This window comes from Roseibium sediminicola, assembly GCF_023156505.1.
GTDB lineage: Bacteria > Pseudomonadota > Alphaproteobacteria > Rhizobiales > Stappiaceae > Roseibium > Roseibium sediminicola.
Genome location: NZ_JALNMJ010000031.1, coordinates 33,841 through 52,406, shown reverse-complemented (window position 1 = coordinate 52,406; position 18,566 = coordinate 33,841). Strand labels below are relative to the sequence as shown.

The following is an 18,566-nucleotide window of genomic DNA, read 5'->3' as shown; positions in this document are numbered from 1 at the left end:
AGAAACAGGCGATCATCGCCTGCACCAGGAAGCTCCTGACCATTCTCAACGCCATGGTCAGAGACGACAAGGAATGGCAGCCTATGATCAAATAACAAACACGGTTGCTTCGAGACGCGCGCCAAGCGCGCTCCTCAGGATGACGCAGAACGTGTGGGAAGCTTGAATTCTGGCAGGAATTCGCCGCGTCACGCGCCCTCAAAGACTGCGCGAGAACAGGACTTCGTCGCGGATCTCGATGCCGTAGTCGCCGCGCAGCGGGATTTCCGGCTTCTTTTCCCGTTCCGCGTCGATCACCCCTTGGGCGATCCGCTCCAGGCGGAAGCCGCGGCGCTGGTAGAAGCGGAAAGCGTCGAGATTGTCGTTGGATGTGCGCACCGTCAGCCGGTCGATGCCGCTGGCGCGGGCATCGTCGACAACCGCATTGAGGAGCAAAGTGCCTGTACCGCCCCACCGGTTGAGAGAATCGAGCGTCAGGATTTCCCATTCGTGATCGCGCTTGATCAGGGTCACCAGGCCGACCAGCTCATCGCCGTCATAGGAAACGAAACCGGGTAGGCTCGAGGCGTCGATCAGCTCACCGTCCAGCAACATTTCAGGCCCGGCCCAACGGTCGGCCAGCAGCTGAAAGACGGCGTCCTTGTCGTCTTCAGTGATCCGGCGTGTGACGATGCTCATGATCTGCCCTCATCGATGAAGTATCCTGGACGACAACGGCGTCCGTGCCTGCCAGCGTGCCCGTTCGAGTTCCGGATCGACATGTTCTTCTTCCGGAAAACCGACGCATAGATAAGCCACGAGCCGCCAGCTGCCGTCAACCTGCAGGATCTGCGTGACCTTTTCGGGATCAAGGATCGACACCCAGCCGACCCCGACCCCTTCCGCACGGGCGGCCAGCCAGAATGTGTGGATCATGCTGACGGTGGAATAGGCCAGCGTCTCGGGCATGGTCATACGGCCAAGGCCGTGCCCCTGCTCCGGGTCCTCGTCGCTGAAAACCGCCAGATGCACCGGAGCTTCCTTGAGCCCCGCCAGCTTGAGCTGGCGGTAGAGCATCGCCTTGTCATTGTCATAGGCCTGCGCGGCCGCCTCGTTCTCCGCCTCGAAGCTGGAAACGATCTCGCCCCGCTTTTGCGCGCTGTCGACAACCACGATCCGCCAGGGCTGGCTGTTGCCGACGGACGGCGCCAGGTCGGCCAAGTGCAACAGGTGATCGAGCGTGCCCTCGGGCAGCGGATCGCGCCTGAAACGCCGCACGTCCCGCCGCCATTTCAGCAGCGTCTCGAAATCGGTCCGAAATCGTTCCGAAAAATCCGGTTTCCCGGCGCCCTCCCCGGCTCCTCCAACCATGACGGATCAGTGTCCCGGGAATTCCACCAGCGTGCGCACCGGCACGTTGAGCGCCTCGAGTTTCTTGCGCCCGCCCAGATCCGGCAGATCGACAATGAAGCAGGCCGCCTCGATGTTGGCGCCCATGGATCTGAGCAGCTTGCAGGCGGCTTCCGCCGTGCCGCCGGTCGCAATCAGGTCGTCGACCAGAATGACGCGGTCGCCGGGCTGGATGGCGTCCTTGTGCATTTCCATCTCGTCGAGGCCGTATTCCAGCGAATAGGCAATGCGCACGGTTTCATGCGGCAGCTTGCCTTTCTTGCGGATCGGAACGAAACCGGCCGACAGTTGATGTGCCACCGCGCCGCCCAGGATAAAGCCGCGCGCCTCGATGCCGGCAACCTGCTCGACCTTGGAGCCCGCCCAGGGCTGCACCAATGCGTCGACCGCCCGGCGGAAGGCGCGAGCGTTGCCCAGCAGCGTCGTGATGTCCCGGAACAGAATGCCTTCTTTCGGATAGTCCTCGATCGTGCGGATGGAGCTGATCAATTCATCCTGGATCGTCTGTTCGGTCATCGCATGTCTTTCTATTTGAAGCGTTCCGGCCGAAGGCCCCGGCCGGTGGTTATACCAAGTTTCCGCCACCGGTCGAAGCCAATTCAAATGGACAAATAAGTTAGAGCATCGGGCGTTAAGTTTGAAGCATTTGACCGGATTTCCTTTGTCTGCTGACGAGGAGGGTTGCGCGTCGTGGTGTTTCCCACCACAAGCGCAAGCCAACGACGTCAGAGGGCAAAGGAAACCGACCCTTCGGGTGATGGGAAGCAGCTCATCGGCAGCGTTACGCCGCTGGCCCGATACACTGCATCGCGCTGCGCGACGCGCCTCGCCGAGTGAGCTGCTTTCCATCATCAAATGCTTCAAACTTAACGCCCGATGCCCTAGCCCCGGTTCAGAACCCGGCCCGCAATGGCGTCTAGTTTCGCCACCAGGGCAGGATCGCGTTTTTCCGGCGCGGTCATGAAGGCAAATTCCAGGGCGGTGTCCGAGCCGGCCGGACAGGACTGATGCTCTTTCGGCAGGTCGCGGGCCACCCGGGCCACCAGCCGCTGCGCGTTGTCGGCATTCTCATGCAGAACCTTGATGATGGCCTGGATGTCGACTTCGCCATGATCCGGATGCCAGCTGTCATAGTCGGTGACCATGGCAACGGTCGCGTAGCAGATCTCGGCTTCACGGGCGAGTTTGGCCTCCGGCATGTTGGTCATGCCGATGACGTCGCAGCCCCAGGACCGGTATAGGTGGCTTTCGGCCAGCGAGGAAAACTGCGGGCCTTCCATGGCCAGATACGTGCCGCCCTTGGCATGGGCAAGGCCTTCGGCCTCGGCGGCTGCTGCCACGGCATCGACCAGCTTCGGACTGACCGGGGTCGCCATGGACACATGGGCGACGCAGCCGGTGCCGAAGAAGCTCTTTTCCCGGGCAATGGTGCGGTCGATGAACTGGTCGACCAGCACGAAGGTCCCCGGCGCATGCTCTTCCTTCAGGGAGCCGCAGGCGGATACCGACAGCAGATCGGTGACGCCGCAACGCTTCATCACATCGATATTGGCACGGTAGTTGATCGTTGTCGGTGAATAGACATGTCCGCGGCCGTGGCGCGGCAGGAACACGATTTTCAGCCCGTTGATGGTACCGATACGCACCTGATCGGACGGCGTGCCCCAGGGGCTTTCGACGGAGATCCATTCGGAGTTCTCCAGCCCAGGAAGGTCGTAGATACCCGACCCGCCGATAATGCCCAATACTGCGTCTGCCATGTCCGCTCCAAGCTTCCTAAAAATGCGGGCGTGCCGGTCCCGTATCGGACTGGAACTCCGAGAGGGTTATTTCAATTGATCCGCAATTGCGTCAAGACCGGCCTTGGCGCATTTGGCCTCATTTTCACTGCCGCCGCCTCCGGCAACGCCGATACCGCCGAGCAGCGCGCCGGACGCGGTCACGATGGGCAGGCCGCCGCCAAGTGGCACGACGCCGGGAATTGCGCCAAGACCGGCATCGCCGCCGCCAGCTTCCTGCGGCTCAAGCGTAGCCGTGGGCTGGTTGAAGGAGGCTGCCGTCTGAGCCTTGCGCCGGGCGGCTTCGGCCACAAGGGCACCGCCCATATTGTTGCGCAGCGTGACCTGTTCGACCCCGAACCGATCGACCACCGACGCCCCGGCCTGGAACCCCGCTTCGTTGCAGACCTCGATCGCCCGCAAAGCCGCCCGCATGGCGAGCTGAAGATCCAGGACCTCGACCGTATGTGTTGCAGCCGCCTGGGAAAAGGAAGGCGCGGGTAGAAGTACAAATGCCAAAATCAGCAGGGCGCGGCCCATTGCATCACCTCAAAAAAGAAAAAGCCGCCGGTACAACCGGCGGCTTTCATCATGCACTGTCGCGGCAATCAATCAATGCTCAACGTTGCGCCAGAGTTTCTTCTTGGTGAAGTAGAGCATGCCGGCGAAGACGATCAGGAAAACCATGACGCGGAAGCCGATCTTCTTGCGCTCTTCCAGATGCGGCTCAGCCGCCCACATCATGAACGCGGAAACGTCCTTGGCGTACTGGTCGACCGTCATCGGAGTGCCGTCGGTATATTCCACCAGCTCGTCGGAGAGCGGGTTGGCCATGCCGATCGGACCACCGGTCAGGTTCTCATGGGCGCATTCTTCTGCTGTGACCGATCCGCCGAGGAAAGCCGGGTTGTAGTTGCCGGAGAAGTCCTCGCCGAGACAGGCCGGGTTTTCTTCCGGATAGCTGGTCAACAGTGTGTAGATGTAGTCCGGGCCATTCTCCTGATATTGGGTGAAGGCGTCGAACACGAACCACGGGAAACCCCGGTGTGCCGCGCGGGCCTTGGCCAGCAGCGAGAAGTCAGGCGGGTAGGCGCCGCCATTGGAGGCGCGGGCCGCCTGCTCGTTCGGGAACGGCGACGGGAACTTGTCCGCCAGGATCGCCGGACGCTCATACATGTCACCGTCTTCGTTCGGGCCGTCGATCACCGTATATTCGGAGGCAATCTGCTTGGCCTGGTCTTCGGAGAAGCTCGGCCCGCCTTCATCCGCCAGGTTGCGGAAGGCAACCTGCTTCAGACCGTGACAGGACGCACAGACTTCCCGGTAGACCTTGAAGCCGCGCTGCAGCTGACCGCGGTCGAAGAAGCCGAACGGCCCGGCAAAGGACCACTGCTGGCGCTCAATATGCGGCACCGCGCCACCGGCGGCCAGGGCCGGGGTAGCGGTGGCGACCAGGGCCACCGCAGCGAAGTTACGAACCATTTTGATCATGGTGCTCATTGTCTCAATTAACTCCTGATCCGGGTCGCGTTACTTCGTGTCCGGTGCGGCAGCCGCACCAGCCGGTTTGCCGGAACCACCCTTCAGCACCGCTTCGGAGATCGATGCCGGCAATGGCTTCGGCTTCTCCAGGAAACCGAGCATCGGCAGGATGACCAGGAAGTGAGCGAAGTAGTAGACGGTGAAGATCCGGGACAGGATCACGTAGATACCTTCCGCCGGCATCGCGCCGAGATATCCAAGCGCCACGCAGACACCTGCGAAGATCCAGAAGAACTGCTTGAACAGCGGACGGTAGGTGCCGGAGCGGACCTTGGACGTGTCGAGCCAGGGCAGGACGAAGAGGACCGCGATGGCTCCGAACATGGCGACAACACCACCGAGCTTGTCCGGAACTGCGCGCAGGATCGCGTAGAACGGCAGGAAGTACCATTCCGGAACGATATGCGCCGGAGTTACCAGCGGGTTGGCCTCGATGTAGTTGTCCGGGTGGCCCATGTAGTTCGGCACATAGAAGGCGAACCAGGCGAAAATCACCATGAACACCACGATCGCGAACAGGTCCTTGATCGTGTAGTACGGATGGAACGGCACAGTGTCCTGCTTGGTCTTCGGCTGAACGCCGGTCGGGTTGTTGTTGCCCGTGGTGTGGAACGCCCACACGTGCAGGATGACAACACCGAAGATCATGAACGGCAGCAGGTAGTGCAGCGAGAAGAACCGGTTCAGGGTCGGATTGTCGACCGAGAAGCCGCCCCACAGCCAGGTGCGGATTTCCTCACCCACCAGCGGAATTGCCGAGAACAGGTTGGTGATCACGGTTGCGCCCCAGAAGGACATCTGGCCCCAGGGCAACACGTAGCCCATGAAGGCGGTGCCCATCATGATCAGGAAGATGATCACGCCGAGGATCCAGGAGATCTCGCGCGGCGCCTTGTAGGAGCCGTAGTAGAGACCGCGGAAGATGTGAATGTAGACGGCGATGAAGAACATCGACGCGCCGTTGGAGTGCAGGTAGCGCAGCATCCAGCCGAAGTTCACGTCACGCATGATGTGTTCGACGCTGTCGAAGGCCGCGCCCGTGCTCGGCGTATAGTGCATCACCAGGACGATGCCGGTGATGATCTGTGCAACGAGCATGAAGAACAGGATGCCGCCGAAGGTCCACCAGTAATTGAGGTTCTTCGGGGTCGGGAAATCGACGAAGGAGCCGCGAACGAGCGAAATGACCGGCAGGCGGCTTTCCAGCCACTTTGCCGCAGCGCTCTGCGGTACGTAGTTTGAATGTCCAGCCATGGCTGTCTCCTAAAAAATCTTGCCGTTAGCCGATCTTGATCGTCGAGTCGCTGACGAACTCGAGCGGCGGAATCAGCAAATTCTCGGGAGCCGGGCCCTTACGGATACGGCCGGCAGTGTCATAGTGAGAGCCGTGGCACGGGCAGAACCAGCCGCCGAAATCGCCGGCATCGCCCAGCGGCACACAGCCGAGGTGGGTACAGACACCGACCTGAACGAGCCACTTTTCGTTGCCTTCGACGCCGCGGTTGGCATCGGTTGCCTCCGCGTCGGCCGGCAGATTGGCGTTACGCGCATTCTGGTCCGGCAGATCCGCAACCGGAACCGCCTTGGCTTCTTCCACTTCCGTTTCCGTACGGTTGCGGATGAAGACCGGCTTGCCGCGCCATTTAACTGTAATTGACTGTCCTTCTGCCACCGCAGACACATCGACCTCGATGGAAGCCAGTGCCAGTGCAGAAGCGTCCGGGTTCATCTGGTCAATGAAGGGCCATGCCAGCGCGCCAGCGCCCACAGCGCCCATGGCGCCGGTCGCAATGTAGAGAAAGTCACGCCGGTTCGGTTCTTCCGGATCCGTGTTGTGTGCCAAGGTCGCGTCCTCTCGAAACCTGTTTACCTGTACCGACAGCCCGTAACACGTCCGGACCATCCTTTGTGGCAAAGGATAGGCAGAACCATGTCGGGCTCAACGGCGACCAGGTGCGGCATCTATCCGCACCGGCCAAGCGGCTTGTCTTTTTGCACCCTTCGAAACGCTTGTCCAGTTCAACAAACGTACCGAAACGCATATGTCGCAGGCAAATCCACCACCGCGCCGCTTTTCTGCCCTTTTTTTGGGAACAAGCGCAAGACCGGAATTCAAATGAATCCCGGTCTTGCTGTTTTTTGACGCCTTTAAGCGGCCTGCACAGAGGACAGGAAGCCGCCCGACTGGTGCTGCCAGAGCTGGGCATAAAGGCCGTTCTTGTCGAGCAGCTCCTGATGGGAGCCTTCTTCGATGATTCGACCCTGGTCCATCACGATCAGCCGGTCCATCGCCGCGATTGTCGACAGCCGGTGCGCGATCGCGATCACGGTCTTGCCCTCCATGAGGTTGAAAAGACTTTCCTGGATCGCAAGTTCCACCTCGGAATCGAGCGCCGAGGTCGCCTCGTCGAGAACCAGGATCGGTGCGTTCTTCAACAGCACCCTGGCGATGGCGATCCGCTGGCGCTGGCCGCCGGACAGTTTCACGCCTCGTTCGCCGACATGGGCGTCCAGGCCGGTACGGCCGTTGAGGTCCGTCAGGCCACGGACAAAGTCAAGCGCATGGGCCTTCTCAAGCGCCGCGGTGACTTCCTCACGGCTGACATCGGGCTTGCCGTAGGCCACATTCTCCAGGATTGACCGGTGCAGCAGGGACGTGTCCTGCGTCACCACACCGACATTGGCCCGGATGTCGTCCTGGCGCACGTGCGCGATGTCCTGGCCGTCGATGCGGATCTTACCGCTCTCCAGATCGTAAAACCGCAGGAGCAGATTGATCAGCGTGGACTTGCCCGCGCCGGACCGCCCGATCAGGCCGATCTTCTCACCCGGCTGGATGGTCAGATCGAGCTTTTCGATGACACCCGACTGCCTGCCGTAGTGGAAACCGATTTCCTCGAACCGGATTTCGCCCTTGGGCACGGACAGCGGAGCCGCATCGGGTACATCGGTCACATCCCGCTCACGCGAGATCGTGTTGATGCCGTCCTGGACCGTGCCGATGTTCTCGAACAGGCCGGACACTTCCCACAGGATCCACTGGGACATGCCCTGGAACCTGAGCACGAGGGCAACGGCAACCGCGATCTCGCCTGTCGAGACCTTTCCGGCCTGCCACAGAACCATCGCCATGGCGCCGACCGAAAACAGGAGCATCATGTTGAGCGTCGTCAGCGTGATGTTCATGCCCGAGACCAGGCGCATCTGCAGAAACACCGTTTTCAGGAACGACTTCATCGACCCCTTGGCATAGTCCTCCTCACGCGCAGCGTGGGAGAACAGCTTCACGGTCGAGATGTTGGTATAGGCATCGACCACATGTCCGGTCATCAGCGAACGGGCATCCGCCTGCTCCCTGGAGACGTTTTTCAAACGCGGAATGAAAATCCGCATGGTCACCAGATAACAGCCGAGCCAGGCGATGAACGGGATCAGGAAATAGAAGCTGGCTTCCGCGACCACGAACAGCGCGGCGACGAAATAGACGGCCACATAGACCAGAATGTCGGCGATCCGGGTCACGACTTCACGCACGGCGAGCGCCGTCTGCATCAGCTTGTTCGCTATCCGGCCGGCAAAGTCGTTCTGGTAGAACGAAATGCTTTGCCGAAGCAGATAGCGGTGCACCCGCCAGCGTACCGACATGGGATAGGTGCCCATCAGACCCTGATGGAACAGCATTTCCCAGAAGGCCGCGAACACCGGCAACACCACCAGCACGACCAGGCCCATCCACACCAGCTGACGCCAGTTGTCCTGAAAGAAAGTCTCCGCGTTTTCCGTGCCGAGCCAGGTCACCAGCTCTCCGAGAAACGTGAAGATCGTGACTTCCAGGACGGCAATGATCGCGCCCAGCACTGATACGCCGGCCAGGATCGGCCAGACGGGCTTGGTATAGTACCAGCAAAAGGCCCAGAAGCCTTTCGGCGGCACATCCAGCTCGGTGTTTTCGAACGGATCTACGAGTTTTTCGAACCGATCAAACATGATTACCTCTCAGGCCCGGCCAACCGTAACACGGCGAGATGCGTCAGGGCATCTTCGCGCTGGAACGGGCGGGAACGCGGGCGGATTATTCGGCCAGACGCAAACAGCAGCAGACTGGCAATGAAACTTGTGACGGCCAGGGCCAGGATGAACGTGCCCCAGAAAAGCGCGCTGAAATGCTCGGCAAACACGGAGGCGGGAATGAGCCGGCCCGCGACCTCCAGGGCATCGACCCGGGACAGGTTGTAAATGAACACCGGCACATAGAACGTCACGGCAAGCGCAAAGGTGGCAGCCAGGAACAGGGCCACGGCAACGACCGCACGCCGGGCGCGGCGGAACGATCCGGGACTTGGCTCCTCGGGAACGGACACCTCGAAGTCCGGACGGTCCGCCAGCGCAGACAGGTCCGGTGAATATTGGACTGACATCGGAATCTCTCCGAAACGGGATCATAATGAGGTGGTGACGGCAGACAGGCGCGAACACGCGTGCAGCCAGAACGGACGGCTTCAGCCGGTCACCGCAAAATCTGGGAGTATGAAGAAGGCTCGCGGCCTCCTAGCGGAGGCGGGCAGAGATCCTGGTGCAACCTGCGAGGGCGGCAAATGGGTGGATCATGCAACGATCTATCATGTAGCCCTCCTTGAGGTTGCGCAGCCGGGCGGCCGCTGAGGATAAAGGGTCACCATGAGCGGTGACTGATCGCGTTGGTAACCGCTTTTCGTGCGCTTGAAAAGACAAATCACGCCAAGTTGTCGCATACAACCAGAACCTGTTGCCAAACGGCCACAGCGGCATCACGAGACGCTGCGGCACCCGGGCATCCGCCGATGGCGTGGCGTCTGCGACCGTCCGGCTCAGCAAGATCTTAAAGGGCCTCTTCCTGCAGCTCGAACTCGCGCATATGCCGCTCGGCCAGGCGCGGTGACAGCGGTTCGGAGATCATCTTGCCCTGGATTCTAGTACAGCCGAATTCCTGCAGAAGAGCGGCCTGCTCGGGCCGGTCCACGCCATTGGCCACGGCTTCCAGCCCCAGATTGGCGGCAAGCCGGATCACGGATTTGACCAGTTCGCGCTTGTTGTCCTCATTTTCGATGCCGTTAATGAGATCGGGACTGATCTTGACCATATCCGCATCGAGATAGATCAGCTGGCCGGCACCGCCATGTCCGCCTCCGAACCGGTCGAGCGCGATCTTGCAGCCGATTTGCCCCAGATCTTCGACCACCCCCGTCAGGCCGTCGGGCTCGTCGAAGCGGATGATCTTTTCATCCAGCTCGATCACCAGGTCGTTCGGCAAAAACGCGGCCTCGTTACAGATCCGGTCAACGGCCTCCACGAAACCTTGCGAGCGCAGGCTCGCTCCCGTCAGATTGACGGACAGGAAAAAGGGAACATTCGAGGCCTCTCTGAGCCGCTTGACTTCCGCCAGACCGCGATTGAGGGCAAACCGCTCGATTTTCTCGATGCGTTTGACGTCTTCCTGGCTGGACAGCAGCTTCACCGGATCGACCAGTCCTTCCGAGGGATGCAGCCACTGGGCGGAAACCTCATAGCCGACGATCTGCCTCAAGGTCACGCTGTATTGCGGCTCCATCAGCAGGCTCAGGTCGCCGGCTTCCAGATCCTGGTCGAGGCGCGCCAGGATCTGCCGCCTTTGCCGGTACTGTGCCCCGAGGGCTTCCGTATACCAGGCCTGCTGACTGCGGCCGGATTTCTTGGCGGCATAAAGGGCGATGTCCGCCTGGTTGATCAGTTCCGAGGCACTTGACTTGCTGGCGTCGGCGAGAACCAGACCGACACTGCCGGCCACCCGCAGATGATGATGATCCACCTTGACCGGTTCGGCCACCCCCTGAAGGACCTGATTGCCCAGCGCTTCCAGCTGCTCCGGCCCGACCGGATTCGAAACCACCGCGATGAACTCGTCGCCGCCGATCCGCGCCACAAGCCCCTTGTCGCCGAGCGCGGAGCGCATTGCCTTGGCGACATGCCGCAGCACGGCATCACCCGCGCCATGTCCATGGCTGTCATTGACGTCCTTGAAGTGATCGAGGTCGAGATGAAGAATGCCGATCTTGCCCTCCCCTTCGCGGGCCGATGCGATCTGCTCCTGCAGATGGGCCGACAGTCGAGCCCGGTTGGCGACGCCGGTCAGGTCGTCGTGTTCGGCCTGGTGCTTCAGCCGGTTGCGGGCGTCTTCCAGCTCCTTGACATGTTCCACCTGGCTGGTGACATCGCGGCAGATGAGAATGATCTTTGTGTCTTCTTCCGTCTCGCCATCGACAACCGCGAAGGTGAGCTGGTTCCAGAAATACTCGCCGTTCTTGCGGCGGTTCAAAATCAGCTCTTCCGTCCCGGACTGAAACTTGCTCAGGTCGAATCTGAAGACATCGATGTCTTCAGGCTGGAGCTGGTTTTCCGGGGTCAGGATGAATTCCTGCGGTCGCCGCCCGAGAATTTCCTCTGCGCTGTAACCGGTTATGCGTGAATAGGCGGGGTTCGACCATTCGATATGCCCATAAATATCCTGCATGATCAGGCCTTCATGAGCATGCTCCACCACCAGTTTCAAAATGGCTGTGTCATTGCCGAATTCGGATGGTGGGAACGTGCGCTCGCGCGCCAAGAGCTGGCGGCCTCCGGCATAACCGATGACAAACGTCACAAGTGCAACGCCAAGGCAGACCGTTAAAAATTCTAGTGGCACATTCGCCAGGTAGTCTGCCATTCTCCGACTTCAGCTCAGGTTTTAATCAGGCATTATTTTATCGGCACATTCCTCAATCAATCTCTAAGCAAGAAAAATCATTTCTGCATATTGATAATTATAACAATATTATCGACATTTCTTGAGAAACATTGGCCTTATGCCGCACGAACACTCTGCAAGAACTGCTGAACCTGCTTCTGCAGATTTTCCGACAGGGAACCAAGTTCCGTCGCCGCACCGTGCATTTCATCGGTCGCCGACCGGCTCGCCTCCATGGCTGTGCTCAGCGAACCGACATTGTTCGCGGCCAGTTCGGAACTCGAGCGGGCCGTCAGCGCATTGCTGCTGATCTCGTCGGTCGCGGCAGTCTGCTCTTCGACGGCATCGCGTATTTTGCCTGATATCTCGCTCACCCGGCCGATCGTCTCCGTAATGGAGCGGATAGCGGTCTCCGAAAGCTCGGCCACCTCCTGCACGGAAGCGACCTGAGCGGAAATATCGTCTGTCGCCTTGGTGGTTTGCTCCGCCAGTGCCTTGACCTCATTGGCGACAACCGCAAAGCCGCGCCCGGCCTCGCCCGCGCGGGCCGCCTCGATGGTGGCATTCAGCGCCAGCAGATTGGTCTGACTGGCGATCTGGCTGATCAGTTCGACAATCTCGCCGATCGCACGGCCGGTTTCAGACAGACGGCCGACGATTTCGTCGGTCTTGCGCGCCTCCGCGACAGCCACGCTGGCAATGTCCGTTGCCTGGTCGACGTCTTCGCGGACCCGGCTCAGGGACCCGGACAACCTGTCTGCCGAACTGGTCACGATTTCCACGGACCCGCTGGTGTCGGACGTGGCCCGCTGGACCTCCACGACCGCCCGAAGCGAAGAGTTCACGGCATCGTTGAGATCGGTTGAGTTGCTTTCAACGCTTTGAGCCGCCCTTGAGAGGGCAGACACGACGCCGATCACCGACTTCTCGAAGTCATCGGCGACATCCTGCATCAGCGCCTTGCGTTCTTCGCCGAGCGCTTCCTGATGGGCGAGTTCCCGCCGTGCCTGTTCCTGGGCCCGGTCGGCGAGATTGGCGCGAAACGCGGTCACCGAGCGCGCGATGGCGCCGATTTCGTCGCTGCGGTCTGCACCGTCGATCTGGATGTCCAGATTGCCTTCCGACAAGGTGTCGAGCCCGTTTTGCAAGCGGTTCAGCGGCCGGGCAAGACCCACGGCCAGAATCACGGCAAACCCGAGGAAGGCCAGGCCGACCGGAGACACGACCAGGCCGATCGTGATCATCTGGTCAAGGATCAACCCGTCAATCTGATTGGCGACATTGCCCGACAGAAACTCCTGAGCACCTGCCGGTGTCCCGATTTTTTCCATAAATGCCTGACGGAATGAATAAAATGCAAATGCCGTCCCGCCCATCATGATGGCGGCGGCGGTCAATACCATGGCAACAAAACGGCCCTTGATCGAAAGCGTCACGCGAAATCCCCGGTAGATCCAATATCCCGTGTCGTCCGGCGCTGGCTGGCCAGTCTCAACGGACGCGAAAGTCTACCGTCCTGCTCGTAAAAATTCAGTAACGTCAGTTGACTAGGAGAAATACGTAGTCAAGGATCCGTTACGCAACCAGACGGGTTAGCGTGTACCCGAAACATGCCGACAGGGCCGACAAGAACGTTCCCCAGGCGACATCCACCACCACGACCATGATCGGCCAGTTCTTCAGGGTCGCGAAATTGGTCACATCGTAGGTGGCGTAGGTGAAAAAGCCGAACAAGGCACCATAGATCACAGCGGTCGCGACGCTTTCGGCGCGCAGCGCGGGCGCGACTGCAAAGATCACGATCCCGGCAACATAAAACACGTAGAACAGACCCGCCGCCACCAGGTTCGGCTTGTCCATCATCAGGTGACCGATCCGGTCGACATAGAACCGGGTGGCGACCTGCGACAGCCAGACATAGTCAACGGCGAAAAAAACCACGGCGGTGGCCACATAGGCAATGAAGGTCTGGGGCATGAGATCCTCTGAAGAATTGCCATGTGGTTACGCCGATGCATCGCCCACAGATCAACCAAATCAGCAAGACGCTTTGCTGTTGATCCGGGAGGGATCAGGCGAGTTCGGTTTCCGCCTTCAGGAAGCCACCGGACTGTCGGTGCCACAGCTGGGCATAAAGCCCCTCTTCCTCGCGCAGCAGGCTCTCATGTGTTCCCTGTTGAACGATCCGGCCTTTGTCCATGACGATCAGCCGGTCCATTGCGGCTATGGTCGACAGGCGGTGAGCAATCGCGATCACCGTCTTGCCGGCCATCAGACCTTGCAGGTTCTCCTGAATAGCCGCTTCGACCTCTGAATCGAGCGCCGAGGTTGCCTCATCCAGCACCAGGATCGGCGCATCTTTCAAGAGCACCCTAGCGATAGCGATCCGCTGGCGCTGACCGCCGGACAGTTTGACGCCGCGCTCACCGACAAAGGCATCGAAGCCCGTGCGGCCGCGTTTGTCTTCCAGAGTTTCAATAAACTTCAGGGCATGCGCCTTGCGGGCGGCGTCGAGTAGCTCCTCCTCGCTCGCCGAACTGCGGCCGTAGCAGATGTTCTCGCGGATGGATCGGTGCAGAAGCGACGGATCTTGCGTCACCATGCCGATGGAGCGGCGCAGGCTCTCCTGCGTGACCTGCCGGATGTCCTGCCCATCGATCAGGATACGGCCGGCTTCCACATCGAAGAAACGCAGCAGCAGGCTGGCAAGCGTCGTCTTGCCGGCACCGGACGGGCCAACCAGACCGACCCGCTCGCCGGGATGGATGGCAAGGGCCAGGTGGTCGATTACGCCGCCGGCCTTGCCGTAGTGAAACCGGATGTTCTCGAACGCCACCGCCCCTTTCGAGACCGCAAGCTCGCCGGCCTCCGGCGTATCGATCAATGTGATCGGCTTGACCACCGTTTCCATACTGTCCTGCATGGAGCCGAAATGCCGGAATAGGCCGTTAAGCTGATTGAACAGCCGGTTAAGCAGGATGTTCAGCCGGAGGATCAGGCTGAGGGCAAAGGCGACATGACCGGTGCTGATGCCGCCTTCCTGCCAGATGCCGAGCGCCATGCCGGCGATCGAGACAATCATCAAGCCGTTGATGAACGACATGATGATCCGGATTGAGGTCAGCAGGCGGGTGAACCGCTGCAACTTGCCGATGAACCCTTCGACTGCGCTCCTGGCCCCCTGATTTTCTTCGCGTTGGGACCCGAACAGCTTGACCGACTGAATATTCGTGTAGGTGTCGACCAATCGGCCCGTCACCCCGGAATAGGAATTGGCAACCTCCTTGGCGGCGCCCCGCACCCGCGGCACGAAAATCCAAGCCGTGACAGCGAAGCAGCACAGCCACAGGCCGACCAGCAGGCCGAGACGCAGGTCGAGATCGGCCACCAGTACCAGCGTGGTGACCGCGTAGACGACGATGAACCAGACCACCTGCAGCAGGTTGATCATGAAATCGCCCGCAGACATGCCCGATTGCATCACCTTCTGCGACAGCCGTCCTGCCAGATCGTCCTGGAAATAGCTGAGGCTTTGCTTCATCACGCGCTGATGGCATTGCCAGCGCACGAGATTGAAGAAACCCGGAACCACCGCCTGCTCCTCGGACAGAGCCATCAGCGAATTGACAAGCACACGCACGATCACGATCACAAAGGCCATGCCCAGCAGGGCGCCTGCGTGGTCGCTGAAGAAGGTGTCGCGGTCGGCCGTGTCCAGCAGATCCACAAGGTCGCCGAGAAAATTGAAGATTGCGACTTCGACAAAGGCGGCCGCGCCACCAAGCAGCAGCATGACGGCGAAGGGCCAGCGCACCTGGGAGACGAAATAGAACAGAAACGCGGCACCGCCGCGCGGCATGTCCTTTTCGGGCGGCGCGCGAAAGGGATCAATCCAGTTTTCAAACAGGCGGAAGAGCGGCGACACGGGGTCTCTCAAGTAAGGACTGCAGGGAGTTGGGCTGGAACGATTCTGTCCCTCATCCTACGCAAGAGGCTGGCGCTTGGCCCAGTCAAAACGCACACGCCGTGCTCCTTCAGGCGGAAATGGTGTCAGTTCATTGCGTTCCGGAAAATGATCCCGTCGATGGTGCCGTCTGTCTTCATCTCGGCGATGACCTTGTCGAAAGCCTCCAGGAAAGTATCCGCTGTCTCGGCATTCCACTTGACGGAGACCCCGACATGAACCGATTCGAAGGTCACCTGTTTGACCGGAATGATGTTGTCATAGGCCTTCTCCGCCAGGATGGGGCCGGCCACGGCCTCCTCCTGGACATAACAGTCAAAGCGCCCATATTGCAGCAGTCGCAGATTGATGGTGGTGTTCTGTTCCTCGGTCAGGAAGATCTCGCCCTTCGCGACCATGTCGAAAAAGGCGCGCCCGGGTGTCTCGAACCCCTTGTTGTTGCCGAACACCAGCCCGGCATAGTCTTCCGGATAGGACCAGCTTTTCTCAGCCACCCCCTTGTGGCAGTAGACATAGATGTTTTCATACATGATCGCGGCTGAATAACGCCGGAGCCACGGCCGCTCCTGCCGCCTGTGATAGGTTCCCACCAGCGCGTCGACCTGACCGCTGCGCACCAGATGCATGGCGCGCGACCAGGGCGTTGCCTTCAGATCGATTTCATAGGCCGGCATGCGCCGGTCAGCTTCCTGGACGATTTCCGCGTAGATGCCGCTGGCGCCGTTGAGGTCACTGGACATGTAGGGCGGGTATTCCGCGTCCTGCACCATCGTCACAATTTCAACCGGTTCCCCCGCCGCGCCCGGGGGCAGTCCGGTCAAGCCGAGCGTGGCCGCAAGAAATTGCCATGTCGCGGCGAAACGATTCCGGTGCATTGTACGCTCCCCCTTGCTGGACGATACAAACGACCATCCGGCAAAAATAAAGCGATTTTCGCCTCAGGCCTACAAAGATGGCGTTGCAGGCTTCGCCCCCCCTCGCCCTCAGCGGGCACCTTGCCGCCCTGGCGGTCAAGCCGCCAGGAGGGCATGGGTCCCGTCCGCCGGCAAGGTTTCCGGAAACTCAGCGAAGGGTCTGACGTCTACACCTGCCTGAGGGACCTGCCGGCAGTGGTTGACCCTGGTTTAGCCACCGACATATTTCTTCACGATCTTGTCGATCGTGCCGTCGGCCTTCATGTCCTTGATCGCCTGGTCCATCGCGGCAATGAAAGCCTCTGCTTCAGGTCCGGTCCAGGTGTCGGTGTAGCCGATGAAAGACTGTTCGGAGCTGGCATCGGTCACCCGTTCCACATTGTCGATGCCGCCGGAATTGATGGCGATCTCGGCCGAGAGCCGTTCCTGCACATAACAATCGATCCGGCCGGCACTGAGCTTTTTCAGGTTCTGTTCGGTGCTCGGCGCTTCCTGCAGCTTGATGTCGCCGGCCTCGACCATCTCGAAGAATTTCGCGCCGGGGGTCTGAAATCCCGTGTTGTTGCCGAAGGTCAGGCCCTTGTAATCGTCGGGATAGGTCCAGTCTGCCTTGGCGACCCCGGGATGGCAGTAGACGCTGACCTGTTCCGTCATGGCGGGTTCGGAATAGGCGGCGATCCAGGGACGTGCCTCAGGCTTGTAATAGGTTCCGACCAGGCCCTGCGCGCGGCCCTGCTCCACCAGCCCGACCGCGCGCGACCAGGGCACGGCTTCGATCTTGAAGGTCATTCCATCCATGCGGCGGCCCGCTTCCTTGACGACGTCCGCCCAGATACCGGTGGCATCGCTGCCGTCCTTGGACATGTAGGGCGGATAGGCTTCGTCCTGCACCAGCAGAATCTCTGCCGCCTGCGAAGTTCCTGCTGCCAGGCCAGCGGCAAATAAAGTTGAAGAGATTAGAGTTTTCAACCAAAGATAAGTCATGGCACTTCCCCTCACAACATCGAAACAAGAAGGGAATATTATTCAAATATAAGTTTCTTCAAATATTAATACAAGAAAATACCAGTATTAATCGCAATGAAAACCGATTGTAAACACAAAGAGATCTTGGTGCATTTACGAAGAGCTCAAATAGGCGGCAATGATGCGATTGACCGCTCCATCTGAGTGCATGTCTGTCAGCACCCGGTCCATCTCGGCGATGAAGGCATCTGCCTCCGGCCTCATCCAAGACGCGGAATAACCGATATGGGCGGTTTCTGCGCTGATCGTTTTCACGCGGCGCACATTTTTCAGCTTGTTGCCCCGGATCTCCCGTTCGGTCGTAAGCTGCTCCTGCACGTAGCAATCAAGGCGCCCGATCTCCAGCATCTTAAGGTTCATCGCCGTTGTCTCGGCTTCCAGCAAGGTGATTTCACCCGCATCGACGAGTTCAAAGAACCTGGCGCCCGGGGTCCTGAAATTGGTGTTGTTGCCGAAGATCAGCCCCTTGAAATCTTCCGGGTAGGACCAGCTTTCGTCCCCTATGCCAGGCCGGCAGAATACGCCGACCTGCTCCGTGAAGAGCGGCACCGAGAATGTACGAATCCACGGCCTGGCCGCTGGACGATAATAGGTCCCGACCAGCCCCTGCGCGTTTCCGGCACGCACAAGTTCGATGGCGCGCGACCAGGGAACCGCCTTGAGCGCAAAGGAAGAAGGGTTCAGTCGTTGTTGCGCTTCGTCGAGAATGTCGCTGTAGATGCCGATGGCCTCAAAATCCGCTACTCCCATATATGGCAGATAGGAATCCTCCTGCAGCAGCAGGATCTCATCGGCCTGCGCGGAAGGCACCAGCACGAGGTTCAGCAACAGCAGCAAGCAGCCAACAATGACGTTTTTCTCACACATGTCGATCAACCGGCACAGCTTTCCAGTTAGGGTCAGGACCCATTAATTTGAGTGAAATGGTAGGGATGAATTTGTTCGGATACGAGGCGCAAAGCTGCAGGAAACCGTCCGGTTTCCCAAGATTTGCAACGACGTTGCCGGGCAAATTCACCCTATCCCGGAGGGACGCAAAACGGCTTTGATTTGCTGCGCCAAACCGCTCAACCGGGCAGGAAGCCCGCTTTTCGCGCTTTTCCTTGCAACTCGTTGCCGTTTGTTGCGCCATTTCGATCAAATTAATGAGTCCTGACCCTAGACCCCTCGAAAGCTAACGCTGCGTCATTAAGGAAATTTTACTCGCACCG

The 18,566-nt window shown here is 59.9% G+C and carries 18 protein-coding genes; all 18 read right to left on the bottom strand.

What is annotated here, in order from left to right; translation table 11 throughout:
• Positions 1–198: 198 nt before the first annotated feature.
• The 18 genes from M0H32_RS26900 to M0H32_RS26815 all read right to left on the bottom strand — a co-directional run bounded on the left by M0H32_RS26900 (position 199) and on the right by M0H32_RS26815 (position 18,496).
• Positions 199–678, bottom strand: a complete 480-nt coding sequence (locus M0H32_RS26900; RefSeq protein ID WP_248159618.1) for a GNAT family N-acetyltransferase — start codon at positions 676–678, stop codon at positions 199–201.
• A gap of 9 nt (positions 679–687) precedes the next feature.
• Positions 688–1,350 (bottom strand): 5,6-dimethylbenzimidazole synthase, encoded by a 663-nt coding sequence (gene bluB / locus M0H32_RS26895; RefSeq protein WP_248159616.1) that lies wholly within the window; start codon positions 1,348–1,350, stop codon positions 688–690.
• Positions 1,351–1,356: 6 nt separating this feature from the next.
• Positions 1,357–1,905 (bottom strand): adenine phosphoribosyltransferase, encoded by a 549-nt coding sequence (locus tag M0H32_RS26890; protein WP_248159614.1) that lies wholly within the window; start codon positions 1,903–1,905, stop codon positions 1,357–1,359.
• 365 nt (positions 1,906–2,270) lie between these two features.
• Positions 2,271–3,149, bottom strand: a complete 879-nt coding sequence (locus M0H32_RS26885; RefSeq protein ID WP_248159612.1) for an S-methyl-5'-thioadenosine phosphorylase — start codon at positions 3,147–3,149, stop codon at positions 2,271–2,273.
• Between the two features lie 66 nt (positions 3,150–3,215).
• Positions 3,216–3,707: a GlcG/HbpS family heme-binding protein gene (locus tag M0H32_RS26880; protein WP_248159610.1), complete on the bottom strand. Its 492-nt coding sequence runs from the start codon at positions 3,705–3,707 to the stop codon at positions 3,216–3,218.
• Positions 3,708–3,779: 72 nt separating this feature from the next.
• Entirely contained in the window at positions 3,780–4,667 is an 888-nt protein-coding gene (locus M0H32_RS26875) for a cytochrome c1 (protein WP_248159608.1), read from the bottom strand.
• Between the two features lie 30 nt (positions 4,668–4,697).
• Entirely contained in the window at positions 4,698–5,963 is a 1,266-nt protein-coding gene (locus M0H32_RS26870) for a cytochrome b (RefSeq protein ID WP_248159606.1), read from the bottom strand.
• A 25-nt stretch (positions 5,964–5,988) separates the two neighbouring features.
• Positions 5,989–6,552 carry a ubiquinol-cytochrome c reductase iron-sulfur subunit gene (gene petA / locus M0H32_RS26865; protein ID WP_248159604.1) on the bottom strand — a complete coding sequence of 188 codons (564 nt, stop codon included), beginning with the start codon at positions 6,550–6,552 and terminating at the stop codon, positions 5,989–5,991.
• Positions 6,553–6,857: 305 nt separating this feature from the next.
• Entirely contained in the window at positions 6,858–8,696 is a 1,839-nt protein-coding gene (locus tag M0H32_RS26860) for an ABC transporter ATP-binding protein (RefSeq protein WP_248159602.1), read from the bottom strand.
• 2 nt (positions 8,697–8,698) lie between these two features.
• The gene (locus tag M0H32_RS26855) at positions 8,699–9,127 is read right to left on the bottom strand and encodes a hypothetical protein (protein ID WP_248159600.1); all 429 of its coding nucleotides are present in this window, start codon (positions 9,125–9,127) and stop codon (positions 8,699–8,701) included.
• Between the two features lie 440 nt (positions 9,128–9,567).
• Positions 9,568–11,430 (bottom strand): putative bifunctional diguanylate cyclase/phosphodiesterase, encoded by a 1,863-nt coding sequence (locus M0H32_RS26850; RefSeq protein ID WP_248159598.1) that lies wholly within the window; start codon positions 11,428–11,430, stop codon positions 9,568–9,570.
• 137 nt (positions 11,431–11,567) lie between these two features.
• Entirely contained in the window at positions 11,568–12,887 is a 1,320-nt protein-coding gene (locus tag M0H32_RS26845) for a methyl-accepting chemotaxis protein (RefSeq protein ID WP_248159596.1), read from the bottom strand.
• A 139-nt stretch (positions 12,888–13,026) separates the two neighbouring features.
• Positions 13,027–13,428: a DUF2177 family protein gene (locus tag M0H32_RS26840; protein WP_248159594.1), complete on the bottom strand. Its 402-nt coding sequence runs from the start codon at positions 13,426–13,428 to the stop codon at positions 13,027–13,029.
• Between the two features lie 94 nt (positions 13,429–13,522).
• Positions 13,523–15,310, bottom strand: coding sequence for an ABC transporter ATP-binding protein (locus M0H32_RS26835; RefSeq protein WP_248159620.1), 1,788 nt, complete (start codon positions 15,308–15,310; stop codon positions 13,523–13,525).
• Positions 15,311–15,501: 191 nt separating this feature from the next.
• Positions 15,502–16,290: a substrate-binding periplasmic protein gene (locus tag M0H32_RS26830; protein ID WP_248159593.1), complete on the bottom strand. Its 789-nt coding sequence runs from the start codon at positions 16,288–16,290 to the stop codon at positions 15,502–15,504.
• 249 nt (positions 16,291–16,539) lie between these two features.
• Positions 16,540–17,313: a substrate-binding periplasmic protein gene (locus M0H32_RS26825; protein ID WP_248159592.1), complete on the bottom strand. Its 774-nt coding sequence runs from the start codon at positions 17,311–17,313 to the stop codon at positions 16,540–16,542.
• Between the two features lie 135 nt (positions 17,314–17,448).
• Positions 17,449–18,222, bottom strand: coding sequence for a substrate-binding periplasmic protein (locus M0H32_RS26820; protein ID WP_248159591.1), 774 nt, complete (start codon positions 18,220–18,222; stop codon positions 17,449–17,451).
• Positions 18,215–18,496 (bottom strand): hypothetical protein, encoded by a 282-nt coding sequence (locus tag M0H32_RS26815; protein WP_248159590.1) that lies wholly within the window; start codon positions 18,494–18,496, stop codon positions 18,215–18,217. Before M0H32_RS26815 ends, M0H32_RS26820 begins: the two co-directional genes overlap by 8 nt.
• Positions 18,497–18,566 lie beyond the last annotated feature (70 nt).